The organism is Kocuria sp. KH4 (assembly GCF_053711175.1).
Genome location: NZ_JBSJYX010000036.1, coordinates 1 through 18,245, shown reverse-complemented (window position 1 = coordinate 18,245; position 18,245 = coordinate 1). Strand labels below are relative to the sequence as shown.

Below are 18,245 nucleotides of genomic sequence, written 5' to 3'. Positions count from 1 at the left end.
AGGCTACCGGCCGGTCGCCCGGGCGGCCCGGTAGGATCGGAGGGATCCTTCCCGGGCCCCGCCTCCTGCGCGGACGGCGGGCCCCGGCGACCCCTGACCGAAAGGCACCCTTCCCCATGGCAGACGAGCAGCGCAGCCCGGCCCCCCGCACCGTCCTCGTGACCGGCGGCAACCGCGGGATCGGACGGGCCATCGCGCAGGCCTTCCGGGACGGCGGGGATAACGTGGCCGTCACCTACCGCTCGGGCGAGGCGCCCGAGGGCTTCTTCGCCGTGCAGGCCGACGTCACGGACGCCGCGTCGATCGACGCGGCGTACAAGGCGGTCGAGGCCGAGTTCGGCCCCGTCGAGGTGGTCGTCGCCAACGCCGGGATCACCCGCGACACCCTGCTGCTGCGGATGAAGGAGCAGGACTTCCAGGACGTCGTGGACACCAACCTCACCGGCGCCTTCCGCGTGGTCCAGCGCGCCGCGAAGGGCTTCATGCGGCTCAAGCGTGGCCGCGTGGTGCTCATCTCCTCCGTGGTGGGCCTCTACGGCTCGCCCGGACAGGTCAACTACGCCGCCTCCAAGGCCGGGCTGGTCGGCATGGCCCGCTCGATCACGCGCGAGCTGGGCGGGCGCAACGTCACCGCGAACGTCGTGGCCCCGGGCTTCATCAACACGGAGATGACCGCCGCCCTGCCCGAGGAGACCCAGCAGAACTACCTCGCCTCCATCCCGGCCGGCCGCTTCGCCGAGCCCGAGGAGGTCGCCGCGGTCGTGCGCTGGGTCGCCTCCGACGAGGCGAAGTACATCTCCGGCGCCGTCATCCCCGTCGACGGCGGCCTGGGCATGGGCCACTGAGCCCGCCCACCCCGTTCCCCGCACCCCTCGTCCGGCGCGCCTCGCGCGCGCACGTCCCACGCACACGTTCCACCGAAGGAGCACCATGAGTTCACTCGCAGGCAAGACCGCGGTCGTCACCGGGTCCTCGCGCGGCGTCGGCGCCGACACCGCCAAGCTGCTCGCCGCCCAGGGCGCCAACGTCGTCGTCAACTACCGGCAGAAGGCCCCCCGGGCCACCAAGGTCGTCAAGGAGATCGAGGCGGCCGGCGGCCGCGCGATCGCGGTGCAGGCGGACATGACCGCCCCCGAGGACGTCCGCGCCCTCTTCGCCCGGGCCGTGGAGGCCTTCGGCGGGGTGGACGTGCTGGTGCTCAACGCCTCCGGCGGCATGGAGACGGACCTGGGGGAGGACTACGCGCTGCGGCTCAACCGGGACGCCCAGGACGACACCCTCACCGCCGCCCTCGAGCACCTGCCCGAGGGCGGGCGCGTGGTGTTCGTGACCAGCCACCAGGCGCACTTCATCAACGACGTCGAGACCATGCCCGAGTACGTGCAGGTCGCGAAGTCCAAGCGCGCCGGCGAGGACACGCTCACCGCCCGCATCCCCGAGCTGACGGAGAAGGGCATCACGTTCGTGGTGGTCTCCGGGGACATGATCGAGGGCACGGTGACCGCCACCCTGCTCAACCGGGCCCGGCCGGGGGCGCTCGAGCAGCGCCGCGAGGCCGCGGGCAAGCTCTACTCCGTGCGGGAGTTCGCCGAGGAGATCGCGCGCATGGTCACCGCCGACGTCCCCACCGGGCACGTGGAGCTCGTCGGCGGGGCTGACGACTTCCTCGCCCAGGCCGGCCGGGAGTAGACCGGCCGGGACCACCGCGGCGTCCGACGGAGCAGCGGCGCGGCTCCGCCCGGGTGTCCCGGCCGGAGCCGCGCCGCTGCTCCGTCCCCGTCCTCGTACGCTGTCCGGGGCGGATGCGATCCTGCGCACATCGCCGACGGAACGGCCGGCCCCGGGCGCAGGACGGGACCGGCCGGGGACAGGGGCCCCGCGCCCCGGGAGGGAGCCGCACCGTGACCCGTCCGCGCAGCGGAGACCTCCGGGCGGCGGGCCGGCCCCACCGCCCGGGCCGGTCCGCCACCGTGAGCTCGAGGTAGCCGTGGCCCCGCGCACCGTGCCGGAGCGCGTCCGGTGGGCCCTCGATCAGCTGCCGCTGCGGCCCGGGTGCCGGGTGCTCGAGATCGGCTGCGGATCCGGCGCGGCCGCCGAGCTGGTGTGCGCGCGCACCGGCGGCGCACGCGTGCTGGCCGTCGACCGCTCCGCGACCGCCGTCGCCCGGACCGTCGAGCGCAACCTCGGCGCCGTGCGGTCCGGCGTGCTCAGCGTCCGGCAGGCCGCCCTCGCCGAGCTGGCCGTCCCGGCGGCGTCCTTCGACGTGGCGTTCGCCGTGGACATGAACCTGTTCTGGACGACCTCGGCGGACCCCGAGCTCACCGTGCTGCGGCGGGCCCTGGCACCGGGCGGCACGCTGCTCGTCGCCTACGGGCCGGGACCGCGCCCGGAGCGGCAGGACGCCGTGCTGGAGCGGGTGCGGTCCGTGGTGGCTGCGCACGGATTCGTGGCGCCGGTCGTGCTGCGCGAGGACCGGGGGAGCGGGGTCCGGGCGCGGAACCCGACCGGCTACGCGCCGCACCCGCCCGCTCCGGGGCCCCCCGCGCGGCGAAGGTGACGGCACTGTGACGCCCCGCACCGGCCGGGGGTGCTACCCATGGAGGACCCGGCAGTGCGCCGACCGCCCCGGACGCCCCGGCCGGGGCGGAGCCCAGCGAGGAGCAGCCATGACCGTACAGCCCACCGGACGCCTCGACCCCGAGGGGCACCTCGTCCTGTGCCGCACCCTGCCGGAACCGGTCGAGGAGCTCTGGGCCGCCGTCACCGACCCCGGCCGGCTCGGCCGCTGGTACGGCACCTGGAGCGGCGACCCCTCCTCCGGGCGGGTCGCGGTGCTCATGACCGCCGAGGGCGCGGACCGGCCGGAGCCCGTGCTCCTGCGCCGGTGCGAGCCGCCGCGGCACCTGGCCGTCACCCTCGGCTCGACGGCCGACGCATGGCGGGTCGACCTGGACCTCGAGGACGGCGGCGGAACCGCCGTGGTGCGGCTGACGCACCGCTACCCCGCCGCCGGGGAGCTCGACTCCGTCGGTCCGGGCTGGGAGTACTACCTGGACCGGCTCGTCGCCGCCGAGAGCGGCCGGGACCCGGACGCGCTGGACTTCGCCCGGGACTACCACCCGGCCATGGCCGGGCACTACCGGGCCCTGGCCGACGTGCTGCACGCCCGGGACTGACCGGCGCCCCGTCCGGACGGGCGGCCGGACGGGGCGGGCGGCACGGCGGTCAGGCGGGTGCGCCGCTCACGATCCGGACCAGGTTGCCGCACGTGTCGTCGAGCACGGCGGTCGTGGTGCCGGCCGTGGTGGTGGGCGGCTGGACGAAGCGCACGCCGCGCTCCACGAGCCGGTCGTACTCCGCCGGCACGTCCCGCACGGTGAAGCTCGTGACGGGAATGCCGTCGGCCACGAGCGCGGCCCGGAACGGGCCGACCGCGGGGTGTCCGGCGGGCGCCAGCTCGAGCTCGACGCCCTCCGGGGCCTGGGGGGAGACGACGGTGAGCCGGCGGCCGGTCCCGGTGTGCGCGTCGTGCTTGACCAGGAACCCGAGCTTGCCGGTGTAGAACAGCAGGGCCTGCTGCTGGTCGTCGACGAAGACCCTGGTGTGGGTGATCCGCATGGGGACGGCCCTCCTCGGTGCGGCGGAACGGGACGAGGCGGAACAGGACGAGGCGGAAGGGTGCGAGGCGGATCAGCGGGGGACGGGGCGGGTCAGGCGCCGCCGTCGACGCTGACCATCCAGTGCACGCCGAAGCGGTCCGTGCACATGCCGAACAGTCCGCCCCACGGCGCCGGCTCGAGGGGCATCGTGACGGTCCCGCCGTCGCCGAGGCCGTCCCACCAGCGGCGCAGCACGGCCTCGTCGTCGCCGCTCACGGAGACCGAGACGTTGTCCCCGACGGTCAGGTCCATGCTGTCGGGGGTGTCGGAGGCCATGAGCACCAGGCCCTCGCCGGTGGTGAGCATGGCGTGCATGACCTTGTTCTGCTCGGCCGGGCCGTCACCGGCGCCGTACTCGGCGAACCTGCTGATCGTGAGCTGCCCGCCGAACACGGAGCGGTAGTGGGTCATGGCCTCCTCCGCCGTGTCCCGGAACGTGAGATAAGGGCTGAGCTGCACGGGCATGGGCCGTCCTCCGCGTCGAAAGGGTCGATGTCTCCATGATGACCTCCCGCCGGCGGGAGCGGAACACCGGGGCGGCTGCCGCCGGGTCCGTGACGACCCGGCGGAGCACGGGCCGATCGGGGCGCGCGTATCCTGGGCGCATGGGCAGGACGCAGTACTACGTGGCGGCCAGCGCGGACGGGTACATCGCCGACCGCGAGAACCACCTGGACTGGTTGCTGCAGTACGGCTTCGAGGCCTACCAGGAGCACTACGACGCGTTCCTGGCCGAGGTCGGGGCGCTGGCGATGGGGGCGAGCACCTACGAGTTCGTCCTCGGGCAGGGCGGGTGGGCCTACGGCGACCTGCCGGTGTGGGTGTTCACCCACCGGGACCTGCCCCGGGCGGCGGGGGCGGACCTGCGCTTCGTCAGCGGACCGGTGGGGGTGCACGCCGGGGCCGTGACGGACTCCGCGGGCGGGCGCAACCTGTGGGTGGTGGGCGGCGGCCGGCTGGCGGCACAGTTCGCGGACGCGGGGCTGCTCGACGAGCTGTGGCTGACCTGCATGCCGATCGTGCTGGGGGCCGGGCACCCGGTGCTCCCGACGGAGGCGGCCCACGACCTGCGGCTGCAGCGCACCACGCACTTCGAGGGCGGGGCCGTGGAGCTGCGCTACGTCCTGGCGGGCTCCGAGCGGCGGGGTCGGCCCGCGTAGCCGGCCCGGTCCGTGCCGGGTGCGCCGCGGGCGCCCCGGACCGGGACGCTCAGGCCGATGCGGCGGGGCGGGGAAGCCCGTACCAGGCCGCCGCGTTGTCGTGCAGCACCGCGGCCGCGGCGTCCTCGCCGAGCACGGCGGCGACGAGGTCCACGTCGTCGTCGCGGAAGGCCCGCCGTGCCCGGGTGCTCGGCAGGTCGGTGCCGAAGAGCAGCGCGGTGGGGTCCGCGGCGTGGATCTCCCGCAGCGCCCGGGGCACGTCCAGCTCCACCCGGCCGAAGCCCGTGGCCTTCACCTTGTGACCCCGCTCCACGAGCCGCAGCAGCTGCGGCCGGGCGTCGTCGGTCATGCCCAGGTGGTCCACGCAGAACCGCGGCAGCCGCCGCAGCACCGGGGCGAGCGCTTCCAGGGAGGAGCCGTCCAGGTAGAACTCCGCGTGCCACCCGGCGAGCTCGTGCACGCGCCGGGCCAGCCGCTCGATGCGCGCCGGGTCCGCGTCCGCGCCCCGGCGCAGGGGGAACCGGACCGCGCGCACCCCCATCCGGTGCAGCGCCAGAACCTGCTCGTCCGGGACCGAGGCCGGCAGCTGGGCGACCCCGGCGAAGCCGGGCCCCAGCTCGGCCAGCGCCGCCTGCAGCCAGCCCTGGTCCCGGCCCTGGAAGGAGCCGGCGACCACGGCGCCGCCCCGCACGCCCAGGGACCGGGTGCGCCGGGTGTAGTCGGCGACCGTGAACGCCGCCGGCACGTAGCCCTGGTTCGGCTCGAGCGGGAAGCGCGGGTCGACGATGTGCAGGTGGGCGTCGATCATCCTGCCATTGTGCCCGACCCGTCCGGCGGCTCGCGGGTCCCTGCGCGGGTTCGGGCGCCGGCGCGCATAGGCTGTCTGCCGATGAGCACGACCACCCTGACCCCCGAGGAGACGCTGCGGGCCGCCGAGGACGCCCTGGAGCGTGCCCGGCGCAGCTATGCCCGGAAGCTGCTGCGCCTGGTCGCCGAGGAGCTCACCCGACGGCATCCCGAGGCCGCGCGCCTGGACGTCTTCGCGGACACCGGCGCGGAGGAGCTGACGTACGCCCTGGACGTGCTGCGCGACGCCGACGACGAGCCCTCCTGGGTGGACCCGGGCCGGGTCGTGGTGGTGCGCGAGACCGCCGACGACGCCCTGGGCGGGACGGTCACCGTGGCCACCCGGGACGTCCGGGAGCTGGTCGTCCGGGCGTTCGAGGTCTACGAGGGGCCGGTGGTGAAGCTGCTGCGCCACGACACGGAGCGCGACGTCTACTGGCTGGACCTGCGCCGGGCCTGAGCCCGCCCCGCCGCGGCCGCGTGCTCAGGAGGCGGTGGAGGCGATCTCCCCGCCGAGGTCCTCCTGGACCCGCTCGAGCCGGCCGCGGTCGTCCGAGGCGACCACCCAGTTGCCCCCGTGCAGGTAGTGGATCCCGGGGATCGCCTCGAGGTTGTCCGTCAGCTGCTGCGTCATCCGCTCACCGTCCGCCACGGCGAGCAGCAGGTTGTAGTCGCAGGGCAGCACGGTGCTGCCCGTGCCCCCCTGGGTGTCGCGCAGCTGCTGGTCGCCCGGGCACTCCACCCCGGCGTCGACCACGGCCTCGCGCAGTCCCAGGGCGTCGTCGAAGGTGACCCCGCCCGCGGGGATCCTGGCGGCGATCGTGTCGGTGGTGAGCCCGCACCCGGTGAGGACCACGGAGGCGAGAGCGGCCGCGGCGAGCGCGGCGGCGGGGGAACGGCGCATGAGGTGGGGTCCTTGTCGGTGGAGGAGAGGGGCCGGTGCCCGGCACGGGTGCCCCCACCGGGATCCTATGCGCTGGGACGCCCATGGCGCCCCCCGTGACGGGCGCCGGGGCGCCCCGGCCACGGGGCGGTCAGGGAGCGGCGGGCCCGTACCGGTGCTCGGGGCGCCCGGTGCTGCCGTAGCGCAGCTGGATCTCCACGGAGCCGTCCTCGGCCAGCGCGGAGAGGTAGCGCTGGGCAGTGGCGCGGGAGATGCCGACCTTCTGCGCGATCTCCGCCGCCGAGAGCGGGGCCCCCGGCTCGAGCGCCGCCAGCACCGAGGCCTCCGTCGCGGAGCGCGGACGCTCCCCGGGGGCCGCCTCGGCCGGGTGCAGCGCGTGCAGGGCACGGTCCACGCCCTCCTGGGTGAGTCCGTCCCGGTCGGCGAGCAGCCGACGGTACCGGGCGTAGGCGCGCAGGGTCCGGGCGAGCCGGGGCCCGGTGAAGGGCTTGATCAGGTAGGCGAGCGCTCCGCGGCGCACGGCGGTGCGCACCGAGACGGGATCGGCCGCCGCGGTGAGCATGATGACGTCCACGTCCAGGGCGCGCAGCAGGTCCAGGCCCAGGGCGTCGGGCAGGTACACGTCCAGCAGCACCAGGTCGGGCTGGTGCGCGTGCACGGTGCGCATGGCCTGCTCGGCGGTGCCCACCGGGGGCAGGGCCGTGAAGCCCGGTACGGCGTTGACGTAGCCCGCGTGCAGCCGCCCCACGTGGAAGTCGTCGTCGACCACCAGGACCACCAGGTCCTCGCTCATCCCGTTCCTCCTCCTGCGTCGGCTCCTGCACCTGCAGCCCCGTCGGCGGCGGGGACAGCGGCGCTGCCCGCCCCGGTCCGCGGGGTGCCGGCGGCCGGGGCCCCGTCCTCCCGCGGCCCGGCCGGGACCCGGTCCCCGGGGCGGTGGCCGGGCACCACGGTGCCGGGCAGCCGGGCGCAGAAGACGGCCCCGGGACCGCCCGGTCGGCCCGGGTCGGCCACCCACACGTCCCCGCCGCGGCGCCGCGCCAGTTCCCGGCTGAGGGGCAGGCCGAAGCCCTGCCCGTGGGCCTCCGCCAGTCCGAGCCCCGCGACGGCCCCGTCCGGGGCGGCACCCGAGGGAGGAGCGGCGGTCGACCAGCCCTGGGCGAAGACCGGCTCGGGGTCCGCCACCGGCAGGCCGTCCCCGGAGTCGGCGACCACGAGGTGCAGCGTGCCGCTGCCGCCGGCCCACTCGTCCAGCAGCTCCACCTCGACCCACCGGTCCTCGGCGCCGCCCTGGACGGCGGCGCGCACGGCGTTGTCCACGAGGTTGCCGATCACGGTGGTGACGTCCTGGGGATCCGTGATCTGGCCCCGGACCAGGGTGTCCGCGCCGATGCGCAGGACCACGCCCCGCTCGGCGGCCTCGACGCTCTTGGCGCCGAGGAAGGCCTGCAGGTACGGGTCCCGCAGCAGCTCGGCCTGCTCGGCGGGATAGCTCAGCGGACCGGTCTCGGTGACCTCGGCGACGTAGCGGCGGGCCTCGTCCGCGTCGCCGAGGGCCAGCAGGCCGGAGATGGTGTGCAGCCGGTTGGCGAACTCGTGGCGCTGGGCGCGCAGGGCGGTGCTGAGGGCGCCCACGGCGTCCAGCTGCCGGGTCAGGGACTGCAGCTCGGTGCGGTCCCGCACGAGCACCACCCAGCCCAGCCCGGGCAGACCCGGGCCGGCGGGCCGCACGGCGCGGGCCGAGAGGATGAGCACGTGGGCGCCCACCACCTGCTCCACCGCCGGGGACGCGGGGGTGGCCGCGGCCAGCAGGGCGGGGAAGGAGTCCGGCAGGCCCGCCTCGGCCAGGGGCGCGCCGACGAGCCCGGCCGGGTCGGCGATGCCGAGCAGCCGCCCCGCCTCCTCGTTGACCACGGTGATGCGGTGCGCGGGGGAGATCCCGATCACGCCCTCGTCCACCCCGCGCAGCACGGCCTCCTGGTCCTGGACGAGCTCGGTGATCTCCTCGGGCTCCAGGCCCAGGGTGAGCCGCTTGAGCCGGCGGGCGATCGCCGTGGAGGCCGCGGCACCCAGGGCCAGGGCCCCGAGGGCGGTGCCGACCACCGGGGCGACGTCCTCCTCCAGGGTGGCGAGCACGTCCGTGCGGGAGATGCCCACGCTGACCGCGCCGACCACGGCGGTGTCCGTGCCGGGGGCGTAGACGGGCACCTTCGCCCGGGCGGAGTGGCCCAGGGTGCCGCGCTCCTGGCTGGTGACCTCCCGTCCGGCCAGCGCCTCGGTGGGGTCCGTGCTGACGGGCCGGCCCAGTTGCGCCGGGTTGGGGTGGGACAGCCGCAGCCCCTCGTCGTCGGTGACCACCACGAACAGCGCGTCCGTGCGGCGGCGGACGTCCTCGGCGGCGGCCTGCAGGACGCCCGTGGCCAGCGCGTCGGGATCGAGATCCGCCGGGCCGGCGTCGACCAGCCCGGCGACGGTCGCGCGCACGTCGTCGTCGCTCGCCACCGACCGGGCGATCGACAGGGCCTGGTGCTCGGCGTCGCGGCCCAGCCGCTCGTAGGTCAGCCAGCCGTAGACCCCGCCGCACAGCAGCACGACGGCCGCGACCACGGCCAGGTGCAGCAGCAGCATCCGGGCCAGGAAGCCCGGCCGCGTGCGGGGTGTCGTCACGGTCCCTCCTCCGGCCGGGCGGTGGTGCGGGAGGCGGTCCGCGGCGGGCCGCCGGGGGCGGGTGGCCCGGGGGTGGGCCGGCCGGCCCGCCGCCCGGCTCACAGGTCGGCGAAGAAGCGGACCGCGTCCAGGTTGGGCAGGTTGATCTGTGCGTCGGCGGCGGCGCGGAGGGCGGGCTTGGCGTTGTAGGCCACGCCGAGTCCGGCGGCGGTGACCATGTCGATGTCGTTGGCGCCGTCGCCCACGGCGATCACGTCCTCGAGGGCCACGTCCAGCTCGGCGGCCCAGGTGCGCAGGAAGCGCTCCTTGGCCGTGCAGTCGACCACGTCCCCGACGACCCGGCCGGTCAGCCGGCCGTCAGCGACCTCCAGGAGGTTGGCGGCGTGCCGGGTGAGCTGCAGCTGCTCGGCGAGCGGCGTGAGCACGCCCAGGAACCCTCCGGAGACCGCCGCCACGGCGTGGCCCTCCCGCAGGAACGCCTTGATCAGCACGTGGGCGCCGGGGGACAGGCGCACGGCGGCCCGGACCTCGTCGATCGCGCTCTCGGGCAGACCGGCGAGGGTCTCGACCCGGGCGAGCAGGGACTGGGCGAAGTCCACCTCACCGCGCATGGCCGCCTCGGTCACGGCCGTCACCTCGGCCTCGGCCTCGGGGCCGGCGTGGGCGGCGAGCATCTCGACGACCTCCTGCTGGATGAGCGTGGAGTCGACGTCCATGACCAGCAGCTTCCGGCGCTCCGGGTCGAGCAGCGTGGCGGGCACGACGTTGACGTCCACGCCGGGCAGCAGCTGGGACAGCGGGTCCGGGCGCAGGGCGGCGAGCAGGGCGGAGGCCTCGCTGCCGTGCACGCGGGCGGTGAAGGCGTTGTAGCCGGGCACCTCCGCGTCCGGGCCCGCGGAGCCGGGGCCGGTCACCCGCACGGTGGAGAACCGCTCGATCTCGGCACCGGTGTCCCGCACGAGGGTGAGGATGCGCTCGCGGGCCTCCGGGTCCGGATTCTGGGCGAACGCGATCACGGCGAGGTCGGTGGTCATGCCGTCAGTGTATCCGGGTGCCCGGCCGTCCCCCGCCGCACCGGGTCCCCGTCCGGGCCGGCCGCTCACTCCGGCCGGAGCACCGCGACGTCGGAGACGAGCCGGATGTGCTCGACCATCGTCCGCGCGGCCGCCTCGGGGTCCTGCTCGCGGATGGCCCGGGCGATGGCCCGGTGCGACTCGAGGGACCGCTCGGGCCGGCCCTCCTGGCTCAGCGACTCGATGCGGGTCTCCCGCACCAGGTCGGAGATGAACGTCATGAGGCGGGCCAGCACGGCCGAGTGGGCGGCCGCGGTGACGGCGGCGTGGAACAGCTCGTCCCCGAGCAGGCCGCGCCCGCCCCGGGCGATGTCGCGGTCCATGACCTCCAGGGCGTCCTCGACGGCGGCCAGGTCCTCGGGGGTGCGCCGCAGCGCCGCCAACTCCGCGATCTTGGTCTCCACGGCGCTGCGGGCGTCGACGATGTCGGGCAGCCGGTCGGTGTGCTCGCGCAGCCCGCGCAGCACCGCCGCGCTGCTGGGCCGGTAGAGCAGCACCGCCCCGTTGCCGTGCTGGACGTCGATCACCCCCAGCACCTCGAGGGCAACGAGAGCCTGCGCGACGGTGGCGCGCGAGACCCCCAGCCGCTCGGCGAGGTCGCGCTCGGGCGGCAGACGGTCGCCGGGCCGGAGCCGCTGCTCGATGACGTGGTCCAGCAGCCGCTCGACCACCTGCTCGTACAGCCGTGGCCGCTCCACGCGGTCCAGCCCCCGGGCCCCTGCCATCGCCGGCCTCCCCGTGCTCTGCGCCGGGCGCAGCGCCCGGGTCGTCGTCGTGCGGTGCCGCTGCCCCGCGTGGTTGGCCCTCATGCTACCCGCCCTGTTGACAAGCGGACAGGTGTCCTATTGGCTAGTCCAAAACCTGTGGGCCGGATCACATCCCGGCTCCGGATCGACCCGCGGACTTCCCGCCACCGTCAGAAAGCAGACCCATGGGCCCTGAAGTGCTCTCCATCCTCATCCTCGCCGCGATGTTCGTCGTGGCGACCGTCCTGCCCGTCAACATGGGGGCGCTGGCCTTCGTGGGCGCCTTCGTCCTCGGCGTCCTCGTGCTGGGCATGGACACCGACCAGATCCTCGAGGCGTTCCCCGGGGGGCTGTTCCTCACCATCGTGGGGGTCACCTACCTCTTCGCGATCGCCCAGAAGAACGGCACCGTGGACCTGCTGGTCCAGGGCGCCGTGAAGCTCGTGGGCAGCCGGGTGGCGCTGATCCCGTGGATCATGTTCTTCATCACCGCCGTGATCACCGCCGTGGGCGCCCTCTCCCCGGCGGCGGTGGCGATCATCGCCCCCATCGCGCTGAGCTTCGCGGCCAAGTACAAGATCAATCCGCTGATGATGGGCATGATGGTCATCCACGGCGCCCAGGGCGGCGGCTTCTCGCCGATCGCCGTGTACGGCGTAACCGTCAACGGCATCGTCGCCCAGGCCGGCCTGGACGTCAGCCCCACCGCGGTGTTCCTCTCCAGCCTGGTCTTCAACCTGCTCATCGCGGTCGTGCTGTTCGTCGCCCTCGGCGGCCGGGGACTCGTCTCGGCCCGCGCCGAGGACTTCGTGGAGCGCGCCGCCGAGGCCCGCCTGTCCCGCAGCAGGGTCGCCGCCGGTCACGCCGGGGACAAGGACGTCGCCTTCAAGGGCTTCGGCTCCGGCATGTACGGCCCCCGCGACCCGGCCGGCTCCTCCACGCCGCCGCCGGCGCGCGAGGAGGGCCGGGGAGGCCTCGTGCCGCAGGTCGCCACCATCATCGGCCTGGTCGTGCTGGCCGTCGTCGCCCTCGGCTTCGGCGTGGACGTCGGCTTCGTGGCGATCACCGTGGCCGTCGTCCTCGCCCTGGTGTCCCCGAAGGCGCAGAAGGGCGCGGTGAACAAGATCGACTGGTCCACCGTGCTGCTGCTCGGCGGCATGCTCACCTTCGTGGGAGTGCTGCAGGAGGCCGGCACCATCGAGTACGTCTCCAACGGGGTGGCCGGCATGGGGATGCCGCTGCTGGCCGCGCTGCTGATCTGCTACATCGGCGCCGTCGTCTCCGCCTTCGCGTCCTCGACCGCCATCCTGGCCGCCCTCATCCCGCTGGCCGTGCCCTTCCTGCTCGCCGGGGACGTGGGGGCCACCGGGCTGATCTGCGCCCTGGCGGTCTCCTCGACCATCGTGGACGTCTCGCCCTTCTCCACCAACGGCGCCCTGGTGCTCGCCAACGCCCCCGCCGGCGTGGACCGCGACGCCTTCTACAAGCGGATCCTCGTCTACGCCGCGGGTGTCGTCGTCCTCGGGCCCCTCCTCGCCTGGGGCGTGATGGTCGCCCCCGGCTGGCTGTAGCCCGCCCGCCCCCGCTCCCGCCCCGACCGACCCCGCCCCGACCGACCCGGAGGACCACCCCATGACCGAGACCACGAACACCACCCCCGAGGGGCCGCTGGCCGGCACCCTCGTCGTCGACCTCTCCCGCGCCCTCGCCGGCCCGCACGCGGCCATGATGCTCGGCGACCTCGGCGCCCGCGTGATCAAGATCGAGAACCCCGGCGCCGGCGACGACACCCGCGGCTGGGGACCGCCCTTCGTGGGCCCCGCCGAGAACCCGCAGGCCACCTACTTCCTGTCCTGCAACCGCAACAAGGAGTCGGTCGCCCTGGACCTCAAGTCCGACGACGGCGTCCGGGTGCTCCGGGCCCTCGTGGCGCGCGCGGACGTCCTGGTGGAGAACTTCCGCCCCGGGGTGCTGGACCGGCTCGGCTTCTCCGTCGAAGAGCTGCACCGGCTCAACCCCCGCCTGGTGATCCTGTCCATCACCGGCTTCGGCCACGACGGCCCGGAGTCCCGGCGCTCCGGCTACGACCAGATCGTCCAGGGCGAGGCGGGGCTGATGTCGCTGACCGGCTCCGGGCCCGAGGACCCCCAGCGGGTGGGCGTGCCCATCGCCGACCTGCTGGCCGGGATGAACGGCGCCTACGGCGCCCTGGCCGCCCTGTACGAGCGTGAGCGCACCGGGGCGGGCAAGGTGGTCCGGACCTCCCTGCTCTCCTCCGTGGTCGGGGTGCACGCCTTCCAGGGCACCCGGGCCACCGTCGCCCACGAGGTGCCGCTCGCCCAGGGCAACCACCACCCCTCCATCGCCCCCTACGGCCTGTTCTCCTGCCGCGGCGGGAAGGTGCAGATCAGCGTGGGCAGCGAGAAGCTGTGGCGCACCTTCGCGCAGGCCTTCGGGATCGACCCGCAGCGGGCGGAGTTCGCCACCAACGCCGACCGCGTCCGTAACCGCCGGGCCGTGATCGAAGCGGTCGAGGAGGCCTTCGCCGCGCACGGGCCCGAGGAGCTGCTGGAGCGGCTGGCCGGGATCGGCATCCCCGCCGGGAAGGTCCGCACCCTGGACGAGGTGTACGCCTGGGAGCAGGTCCGCTCGCAGGGCCTGGTGGTGGGCGTCGACCACGAGGTCCTCGGGCCCGTGGAGCTGCCCGGGCCCGCGGTGCGGTTCTTCGCCCCCGGCGACACGGACGAGACCACGCGGCGGGCCCACGACGCCCCGCCGGTCCTCGACCAGCACGGCCGGACCGTCCGGGCCTGGCTCGAGGCCACCGGCGCTGATACCACCCCCCAGCCGAAGGAGTCCCGGCGATGACCGCCCAGCCCGTGCGCGACGTCCCGACCGGCACCGTGGCGGTGCGGCGCGACGGCCCCGTGGCCTGGCTGGTCCTCGACCGCCCGGACCGGCGCAACGCCCTCTCCCCGGCCATGTGGGCCGCCCTGCCCGGCCTGCTGGCGGAGCTCGACGCCGACCCGGACGTGCGCGTGATCGGGATCCGCGGCACCGGCGGCGTCTTCTCCGCCGGGGCCGACATCGCCGAGGTCTTCGAGTGCCTGGGCGAGCCCGGCACCGGACTGCCCCGCGGCGGGCTGCTCACCGCGGCGGAGACCGCCCTGGCGGCGGTGCACAAGCCCACCGTGGCCGCCCTGGAGGGCTACTGCATGGGCGGGGCCTGGATGCTGGCCGGGGCCTGCGACCTGCGCATCGCCTCCGCCTCGCTGCGCATCGGGCTGACCCCGGCCCGCATCGGCATCGTCTTCCCCGCCTCCGGCGTCGAGGCCCTGGTCCGGCTGGTGGGCCCCGGAACGGCCTCCTACCTGCTGCTCACCGGCGACACGGTGACCGCCGCGGACGCCGCGCGGTGGGGCATGCTCACGCGCGTGGTCGCGGAGGACGACTTCGACACGGTCCTCGCGGAGGTCGTCACGGGCCTCGCGCAGCGCTCGCAGCTGAGTACGCAGGCCCACAAGCACCTCGTCCGGCGCACCGCCGACGCCGTGCCCGGCACCCTCGGCGCGGACGAGACCTCGGAGGCCCTCTTCCGGCAGGTGCTCGACGGGCCCGACGCCCGCATCGGGCAGCAGGCCTTCCTGGCCAAGGAGCCGCCCCGCTTCGCCTGGTCGGGGGAGCGGTTCTGGGCCGCCCGCCGCAGCGCGGAGCGCCCGGGCAAGGAGCACCGGGCCTCGATCGTGCGGGGGCGGTGGCCGCGCCGTGCCGCCCGCCCCTGACGCCGGTCCCGCCGGGCCGGTGCGCCGGGGCGGTCCACCGCGTGTCCTAGAGTGGCCGGTATGAGTGCTGTGGTGGAGATGGCGGACGTCAGCGTCGTCCGCGGGCAGAAGACCCTGCTGGATTCCGTGGACTGGGTCGTCAACGAGGGCGAGCGGTGGGTCATCCTGGGCCCCAACGGCGCCGGCAAGACCACGCTGCTGTCCATCGCCGCGGCCCGCCTGCACCCCACCCGCGGCATGGTCGACATCCTCGACGAGATCCTCGGGGCCGTCGACGTCTTCGAGCTGCGCCCGCGGATCGGCCTGAGCTCCGCCGTGCTCGCCACCCAGATCCCCGAGGGCGAGACCGTGCTCAACTGCGTGGTCACCGCCGCCTACGGCGTGACCGGGCGGTGGACCGAGAGCTACGACGACGCCGACGAGGCCCAGGCCCGGGAACTCATGGCCGCGTGGGGGCTCGAGGCGCTGGCCGGGCGCCGCTTCGGCTCGCTCTCCGAGGGGGAGCGCAAGCGCGTGCTCATCGCCCGGGCCCTGATGACCGACCCGGAGCTGCTGCTGCTCGACGAGCCGGCGGCGGGCCTGGACGTCGGCGGGCGCGAGGACCTCGTGTCCCGGCTCGACGAGCTCGCCCGGGACGAGGCCTCCCCGGCCGTCGTCATGGTCACCCACCACCTCGAGGAGGTGCCCGACGCCTTCACCCACGCGCTGCTGCTGCGCGAGGGCCGGGTGGTGGCCGCGGGCCCGGTCCGGACGGTGATGACCCAGAAGAACCTCTCCGAGACCTTCGGCCTGCCGCTGAAGCTGGTGAAGGTGGGCGACCGCTACGCCGCCTTCGGCCGGTCCTGACCGCGCCCGTGCTGGAGACGCTCGCCGACCTCGCCGCCGGCTTCCCGTTCGCGTGGTGGCAGGCCGCCCTCATCCTGCTCGCCGGGGTCGCCGCCGGGCTGATCAACACGATCGTGGGCTCGGGCACCCTGGTGACCTTCCCCGTGCTGGTGACCATGGGCGTCCCGCCCGTGACCGCCTCCATGTCCAACGCCATGGGCCTGATCGCCGGCAACCTCACGGGCGCCTGGCACTACCGCGCCGAGCTGCGGGGCGTGGAGCGGACCCTGCTCAAGCTCGTGCCGGCCTCGGCCCTGGGCGGGGTGATCGGGGCGTGGCTGCTGCTGCACCTGCCCGAGGAGGTCTTCGGCTACGCCGCGCCCGTGCTGATCGTCGTCGCCCTGGGCTTCGTGGTGCTCCAGCCGCGCCTGCAGGCGGTAGTCCGCCGCCGCAAGGACGCGCAGGCGGCCGAGGCCCGGGCGGCCGCCGAGGCCCGGGGGGAGACCCCGCGGCCCATCGACCCGGACCGCGCCGCGCAGCCGGCCTCCCTGTACGTGCTCGTGTTCCTCGCCGGGATCTACGGCGGGTACTTCGTGGCCGCCCAGGGCGTGCTGCTGCTGGGCATCCTCGGGGTGTTCCTGCTGGCCTCGCTGCAGGCGGCCAACGCGGTGAAGGTCGTGCTCGTGGCCGTCGTCAACATCGTGGCCGCGACCTCCTACATCCTCTTCGCCCTGGACCGGATCAACTGGTGGGCGGTCCTGCTCATCGCGCTCAGCTCCACGGCGGGGGCGTGGGCCGGCGCCAAGATCGGCCGTCGCCTCTCCGCGGTCGCCCTGCGCACGGTCATCGTGGTGCTGGGCGTGGTCGCCCTGGTCAGCATGGTCTCCGAGCTGCTCTGAGCCCCCGGGCGGAACCGGACCGGGGCACCGGCTACCATCGGAACGACCCCCGCCGCCGCCCCCGAGAGACACCGTGACCGACCTCCCCCAGCTCCTGCGCCTCGACTCCGCCGACGACCCCCGGGTGGAGGACTACGCCCGGCTGACCGACGTCAGGCTCCGGCGCAGGCTCGAGCCGGAGCGGGGCATGTACATCGCCGAGTCCTCCAAGGTGCTGCGCCGGGCGCTGGCCGCCGGGCACCGGCCCCGCTCCTTCTTCATGGCGGAGAAGTGGCTGGAGGACCTCGCCGACGTGCTCGCCGAGCACCCGGACGTGCCCCTGTACGTCGGACCCGACGCCGTGCTGGAGCAGATCACCGGCTTCCACCTGCACCGCGGCGCCCTCGCGGCCATGCAGCGCCCCGCGCCGGTGCCGCTGGAGCAGCTGCTGGCCACGGCGTCGCGGGTGGCCGTCCTGGAGGACGTCGTGGACCACACCAACGTGGGCGCGATCTTCCGCTCGGCCGCCGCGCTCGACGTCGACGCCGTGCTGGTGACCCCCCGCTGCGCCGACCCCCTCTACCGGCGGGCCATCCGGGTGTCCATGGGCACCGTGTTCCAGGTGCCCTGGGCGCGCCTGGAGCACTGGACCGCCGACCTGCAGCGGATCAAGGACGCGGGCTTCACCACTGCGGCGCTCGCGCTGAGCGACGACTCCATCACCCTGCAGGAGCTCTCGGCCCGCCGCGACCGCAGGCTCGCCCTGGTCCTCGGCACGGAGGGGGACGGGCTGAGCGCGGCCGCCGTCCACCACGCGGACCTCACGGTGCGGATCCCGATGTCCCACGGCGTGGACTCCCTCAACGTCGCCGCGGCCTCCGCCGTGGCGTTCTGGGAGACCCGGCCCGGTCGCTGAGGCTGTCGATCGTAACGGTTCGGGCGTCGATCCCTGTCCCACCAGGGTCGTTGGCATCTGCGAAGACTATCCTGGAGGCGTCCGTGGCCGCTGCGACAACCGCGGCAGCAGCCGACGGCCGGCGGGCGGACGACCGAGAAGGTGTGTCATGAAGAAGCTGATCTCATGGCTGGCGGCACTGGTGCTGGCCATGGGGCTGGGGCTCATCGTCCCCGGCAGCGCGAGCGCCGCGGCCCCGTACTGCGGCATCACCTGGGGATCGGGGGCGAAGGCCCGCAGCGGCGAGGCCGGCACGCCGCGCTATCCCCACGTCACCGACGTCCGGGCGGGGGAGCACGCCTGCTTCGACCGGCTGGTGATCGACCTGGACGGCCGGCTGCGGGGCTACGACGTCCGCTACCAGGCGTTCACGGGCATCGGCTCCGGGGACCCCATCGCCCTGCGCGGACGGGACCTGGTGATCACCGTCAACGCCCCCGCCTACGACGGCAAGGGCAAGGCCACGTACAGGTTCCGCAACGGCTCGGAGCTCGTGGACGTGGGCGGCTACCGCACCTTCCGCCAGGTGGCGTGGGGCGGCAGCTACGAGGCCCGGACGTCCGTCGGCCTGGGGGTGCGCGCCCGGCTGCCGTTCCGCGTGTTCGTGCTCGACGGCCCGGGGAAGGGCTCCCGGCTCGTGGTGGACGTCGCCCACCGGTGGTAGGCCCGGCGACCGCGGGCGCCGGCGGCGGGGCCCGGGAAGGCTCCCTCCGATCCGACCGGGCCGCCCGGGCGACCGGCCGGTCGCCC

General features: G+C 75.1%; 21 protein-coding genes. 13 read left to right on the top strand and 8 right to left on the bottom strand.

Annotated elements, in window-relative coordinates:
* Positions 1 to 116 precede the first annotated feature (116 nt).
* The 4 genes from ACWCOM_RS17865 to ACWCOM_RS17850 all read left to right on the top strand — a co-directional run bounded on the left by ACWCOM_RS17865 (position 117) and on the right by ACWCOM_RS17850 (position 3,176).
* On the top strand, positions 117 to 845 hold the full coding sequence (locus ACWCOM_RS17865) for a beta-ketoacyl-ACP reductase (protein ID WP_454550098.1): 729 nt from the start codon (positions 117 to 119) through the stop codon (positions 843 to 845).
* Between the two features lie 85 nt (positions 846 to 930).
* The gene (locus ACWCOM_RS17860) at positions 931 to 1,689 is read left to right on the top strand and encodes an SDR family oxidoreductase (RefSeq protein ID WP_454550097.1); all 759 of its coding nucleotides are present in this window, start codon (positions 931 to 933) and stop codon (positions 1,687 to 1,689) included.
* Between the two features lie 298 nt (positions 1,690 to 1,987).
* Complete coding sequence (locus ACWCOM_RS17855) at positions 1,988 to 2,557, top strand: SAM-dependent methyltransferase (RefSeq protein WP_454550096.1); 570 nt, start codon at positions 1,988 to 1,990, stop codon at positions 2,555 to 2,557.
* A 109-nt stretch (positions 2,558 to 2,666) separates the two neighbouring features.
* Positions 2,667 to 3,176 carry an SRPBCC domain-containing protein gene (locus ACWCOM_RS17850; protein ID WP_454550095.1) on the top strand — a complete coding sequence of 170 codons (510 nt, stop codon included), beginning with the start codon at positions 2,667 to 2,669 and terminating at the stop codon, positions 3,174 to 3,176.
* 49 nt (positions 3,177 to 3,225) lie between these two features.
* Here ACWCOM_RS17850 and ACWCOM_RS17845 read toward each other — a convergent pair whose 3' ends face one another.
* Positions 3,226 to 3,618: a VOC family protein gene (locus ACWCOM_RS17845; RefSeq protein ID WP_454550094.1), complete on the bottom strand. Its 393-nt coding sequence runs from the start codon at positions 3,616 to 3,618 to the stop codon at positions 3,226 to 3,228.
* A 92-nt stretch (positions 3,619 to 3,710) separates the two neighbouring features.
* On the bottom strand, positions 3,711 to 4,124 hold the full coding sequence (locus ACWCOM_RS17840) for a VOC family protein (RefSeq protein WP_454550093.1): 414 nt from the start codon (positions 4,122 to 4,124) through the stop codon (positions 3,711 to 3,713).
* A gap of 140 nt (positions 4,125 to 4,264) precedes the next feature.
* Here ACWCOM_RS17840 and ACWCOM_RS17835 point away from each other — a divergent pair, with 140 nt between their 5' ends.
* A complete protein-coding gene (locus ACWCOM_RS17835; protein WP_454550092.1) occupies positions 4,265 to 4,819 on the top strand; it encodes a dihydrofolate reductase family protein in 555 nt (184 codons plus the stop codon).
* 49 nt (positions 4,820 to 4,868) lie between these two features.
* Here the strand turns inward: ACWCOM_RS17835 and ACWCOM_RS17830 are convergent, their stop codons facing one another.
* Positions 4,869 to 5,627, bottom strand: a complete 759-nt coding sequence (locus tag ACWCOM_RS17830) for an amidohydrolase family protein (protein WP_454550091.1) — start codon at positions 5,625 to 5,627, stop codon at positions 4,869 to 4,871.
* Positions 5,628 to 5,708: 81 nt separating this feature from the next.
* Here ACWCOM_RS17830 and ACWCOM_RS17825 point away from each other — a divergent pair, with 81 nt between their 5' ends.
* A complete protein-coding gene (locus tag ACWCOM_RS17825) occupies positions 5,709 to 6,125 on the top strand; it encodes a hypothetical protein (protein ID WP_454550090.1) in 417 nt (138 codons plus the stop codon).
* Positions 6,126 to 6,149: 24 nt separating this feature from the next.
* On the opposite strand, the gene ACWCOM_RS17820 is transcribed toward ACWCOM_RS17825, so the two are convergent.
* The 5 genes from ACWCOM_RS17820 to ACWCOM_RS17800 all read right to left on the bottom strand — a co-directional run bounded on the left by ACWCOM_RS17820 (position 6,150) and on the right by ACWCOM_RS17800 (position 11,034).
* On the bottom strand, positions 6,150 to 6,569 hold the full coding sequence (locus tag ACWCOM_RS17820; protein WP_454550089.1) for a hypothetical protein: 420 nt from the start codon (positions 6,567 to 6,569) through the stop codon (positions 6,150 to 6,152).
* Between the two features lie 130 nt (positions 6,570 to 6,699).
* Positions 6,700 to 7,362, bottom strand: a complete 663-nt coding sequence (locus ACWCOM_RS17815) for a response regulator (RefSeq protein WP_454550088.1) — start codon at positions 7,360 to 7,362, stop codon at positions 6,700 to 6,702.
* Complete coding sequence (locus tag ACWCOM_RS17810; RefSeq protein ID WP_454550101.1) at positions 7,359 to 9,197, bottom strand: ATP-binding protein; 1,839 nt, start codon at positions 9,195 to 9,197, stop codon at positions 7,359 to 7,361. The genes ACWCOM_RS17815 and ACWCOM_RS17810 overlap by 4 nt, the downstream gene beginning before the upstream one ends.
* 137 nt (positions 9,198 to 9,334) lie before the next feature.
* Positions 9,335 to 10,270 carry a phosphoserine phosphatase SerB gene (gene serB, locus ACWCOM_RS17805; protein ID WP_454550087.1) on the bottom strand — a complete coding sequence of 312 codons (936 nt, stop codon included), beginning with the start codon at positions 10,268 to 10,270 and terminating at the stop codon, positions 9,335 to 9,337.
* A 65-nt stretch (positions 10,271 to 10,335) separates the two neighbouring features.
* Positions 10,336 to 11,034, bottom strand: a complete 699-nt coding sequence (locus ACWCOM_RS17800) for a FadR/GntR family transcriptional regulator (RefSeq protein ID WP_454550100.1) — start codon at positions 11,032 to 11,034, stop codon at positions 10,336 to 10,338.
* Positions 11,035 to 11,240: 206 nt separating this feature from the next.
* On the opposite strand from ACWCOM_RS17800, the gene ACWCOM_RS17795 reads away from it, so the two are divergent.
* The 7 genes from ACWCOM_RS17795 (at position 11,241) to ACWCOM_RS17765 (ending at position 18,159) form a co-directional block, all read left to right on the top strand.
* A complete protein-coding gene (locus ACWCOM_RS17795; protein WP_454550086.1) occupies positions 11,241 to 12,626 on the top strand; it encodes an SLC13 family permease in 1,386 nt (461 codons plus the stop codon).
* A 61-nt stretch (positions 12,627 to 12,687) separates the two neighbouring features.
* Positions 12,688 to 13,923: a CaiB/BaiF CoA transferase family protein gene (locus tag ACWCOM_RS17790; protein ID WP_454550085.1), complete on the top strand. Its 1,236-nt coding sequence runs from the start codon at positions 12,688 to 12,690 to the stop codon at positions 13,921 to 13,923.
* Positions 13,920 to 14,837 (top strand): enoyl-CoA hydratase/isomerase family protein, encoded by a 918-nt coding sequence (locus ACWCOM_RS17785; protein WP_454550084.1) that lies wholly within the window; start codon positions 13,920 to 13,922, stop codon positions 14,835 to 14,837. The genes ACWCOM_RS17790 and ACWCOM_RS17785 overlap by 4 nt, the downstream gene beginning before the upstream one ends.
* A 60-nt stretch (positions 14,838 to 14,897) precedes the next feature.
* A complete protein-coding gene (locus tag ACWCOM_RS17780; RefSeq protein WP_454550083.1) occupies positions 14,898 to 15,683 on the top strand; it encodes an ABC transporter ATP-binding protein in 786 nt (261 codons plus the stop codon).
* An 11-nt stretch (positions 15,684 to 15,694) separates the two neighbouring features.
* Positions 15,695 to 16,561, top strand: a complete 867-nt coding sequence (locus ACWCOM_RS17775; RefSeq protein ID WP_454550099.1) for a sulfite exporter TauE/SafE family protein — start codon at positions 15,695 to 15,697, stop codon at positions 16,559 to 16,561.
* 73 nt (positions 16,562 to 16,634) lie between these two features.
* Positions 16,635 to 17,456, top strand: coding sequence for a TrmH family RNA methyltransferase (locus tag ACWCOM_RS17770; RefSeq protein WP_454550082.1), 822 nt, complete (start codon positions 16,635 to 16,637; stop codon positions 17,454 to 17,456).
* Between the two features lie 148 nt (positions 17,457 to 17,604).
* A complete protein-coding gene (locus ACWCOM_RS17765; RefSeq protein WP_454550081.1) occupies positions 17,605 to 18,159 on the top strand; it encodes an AMIN-like domain-containing (lipo)protein in 555 nt (184 codons plus the stop codon).
* The last annotated feature ends 86 nt before the right edge of the window (positions 18,160 to 18,245 follow it).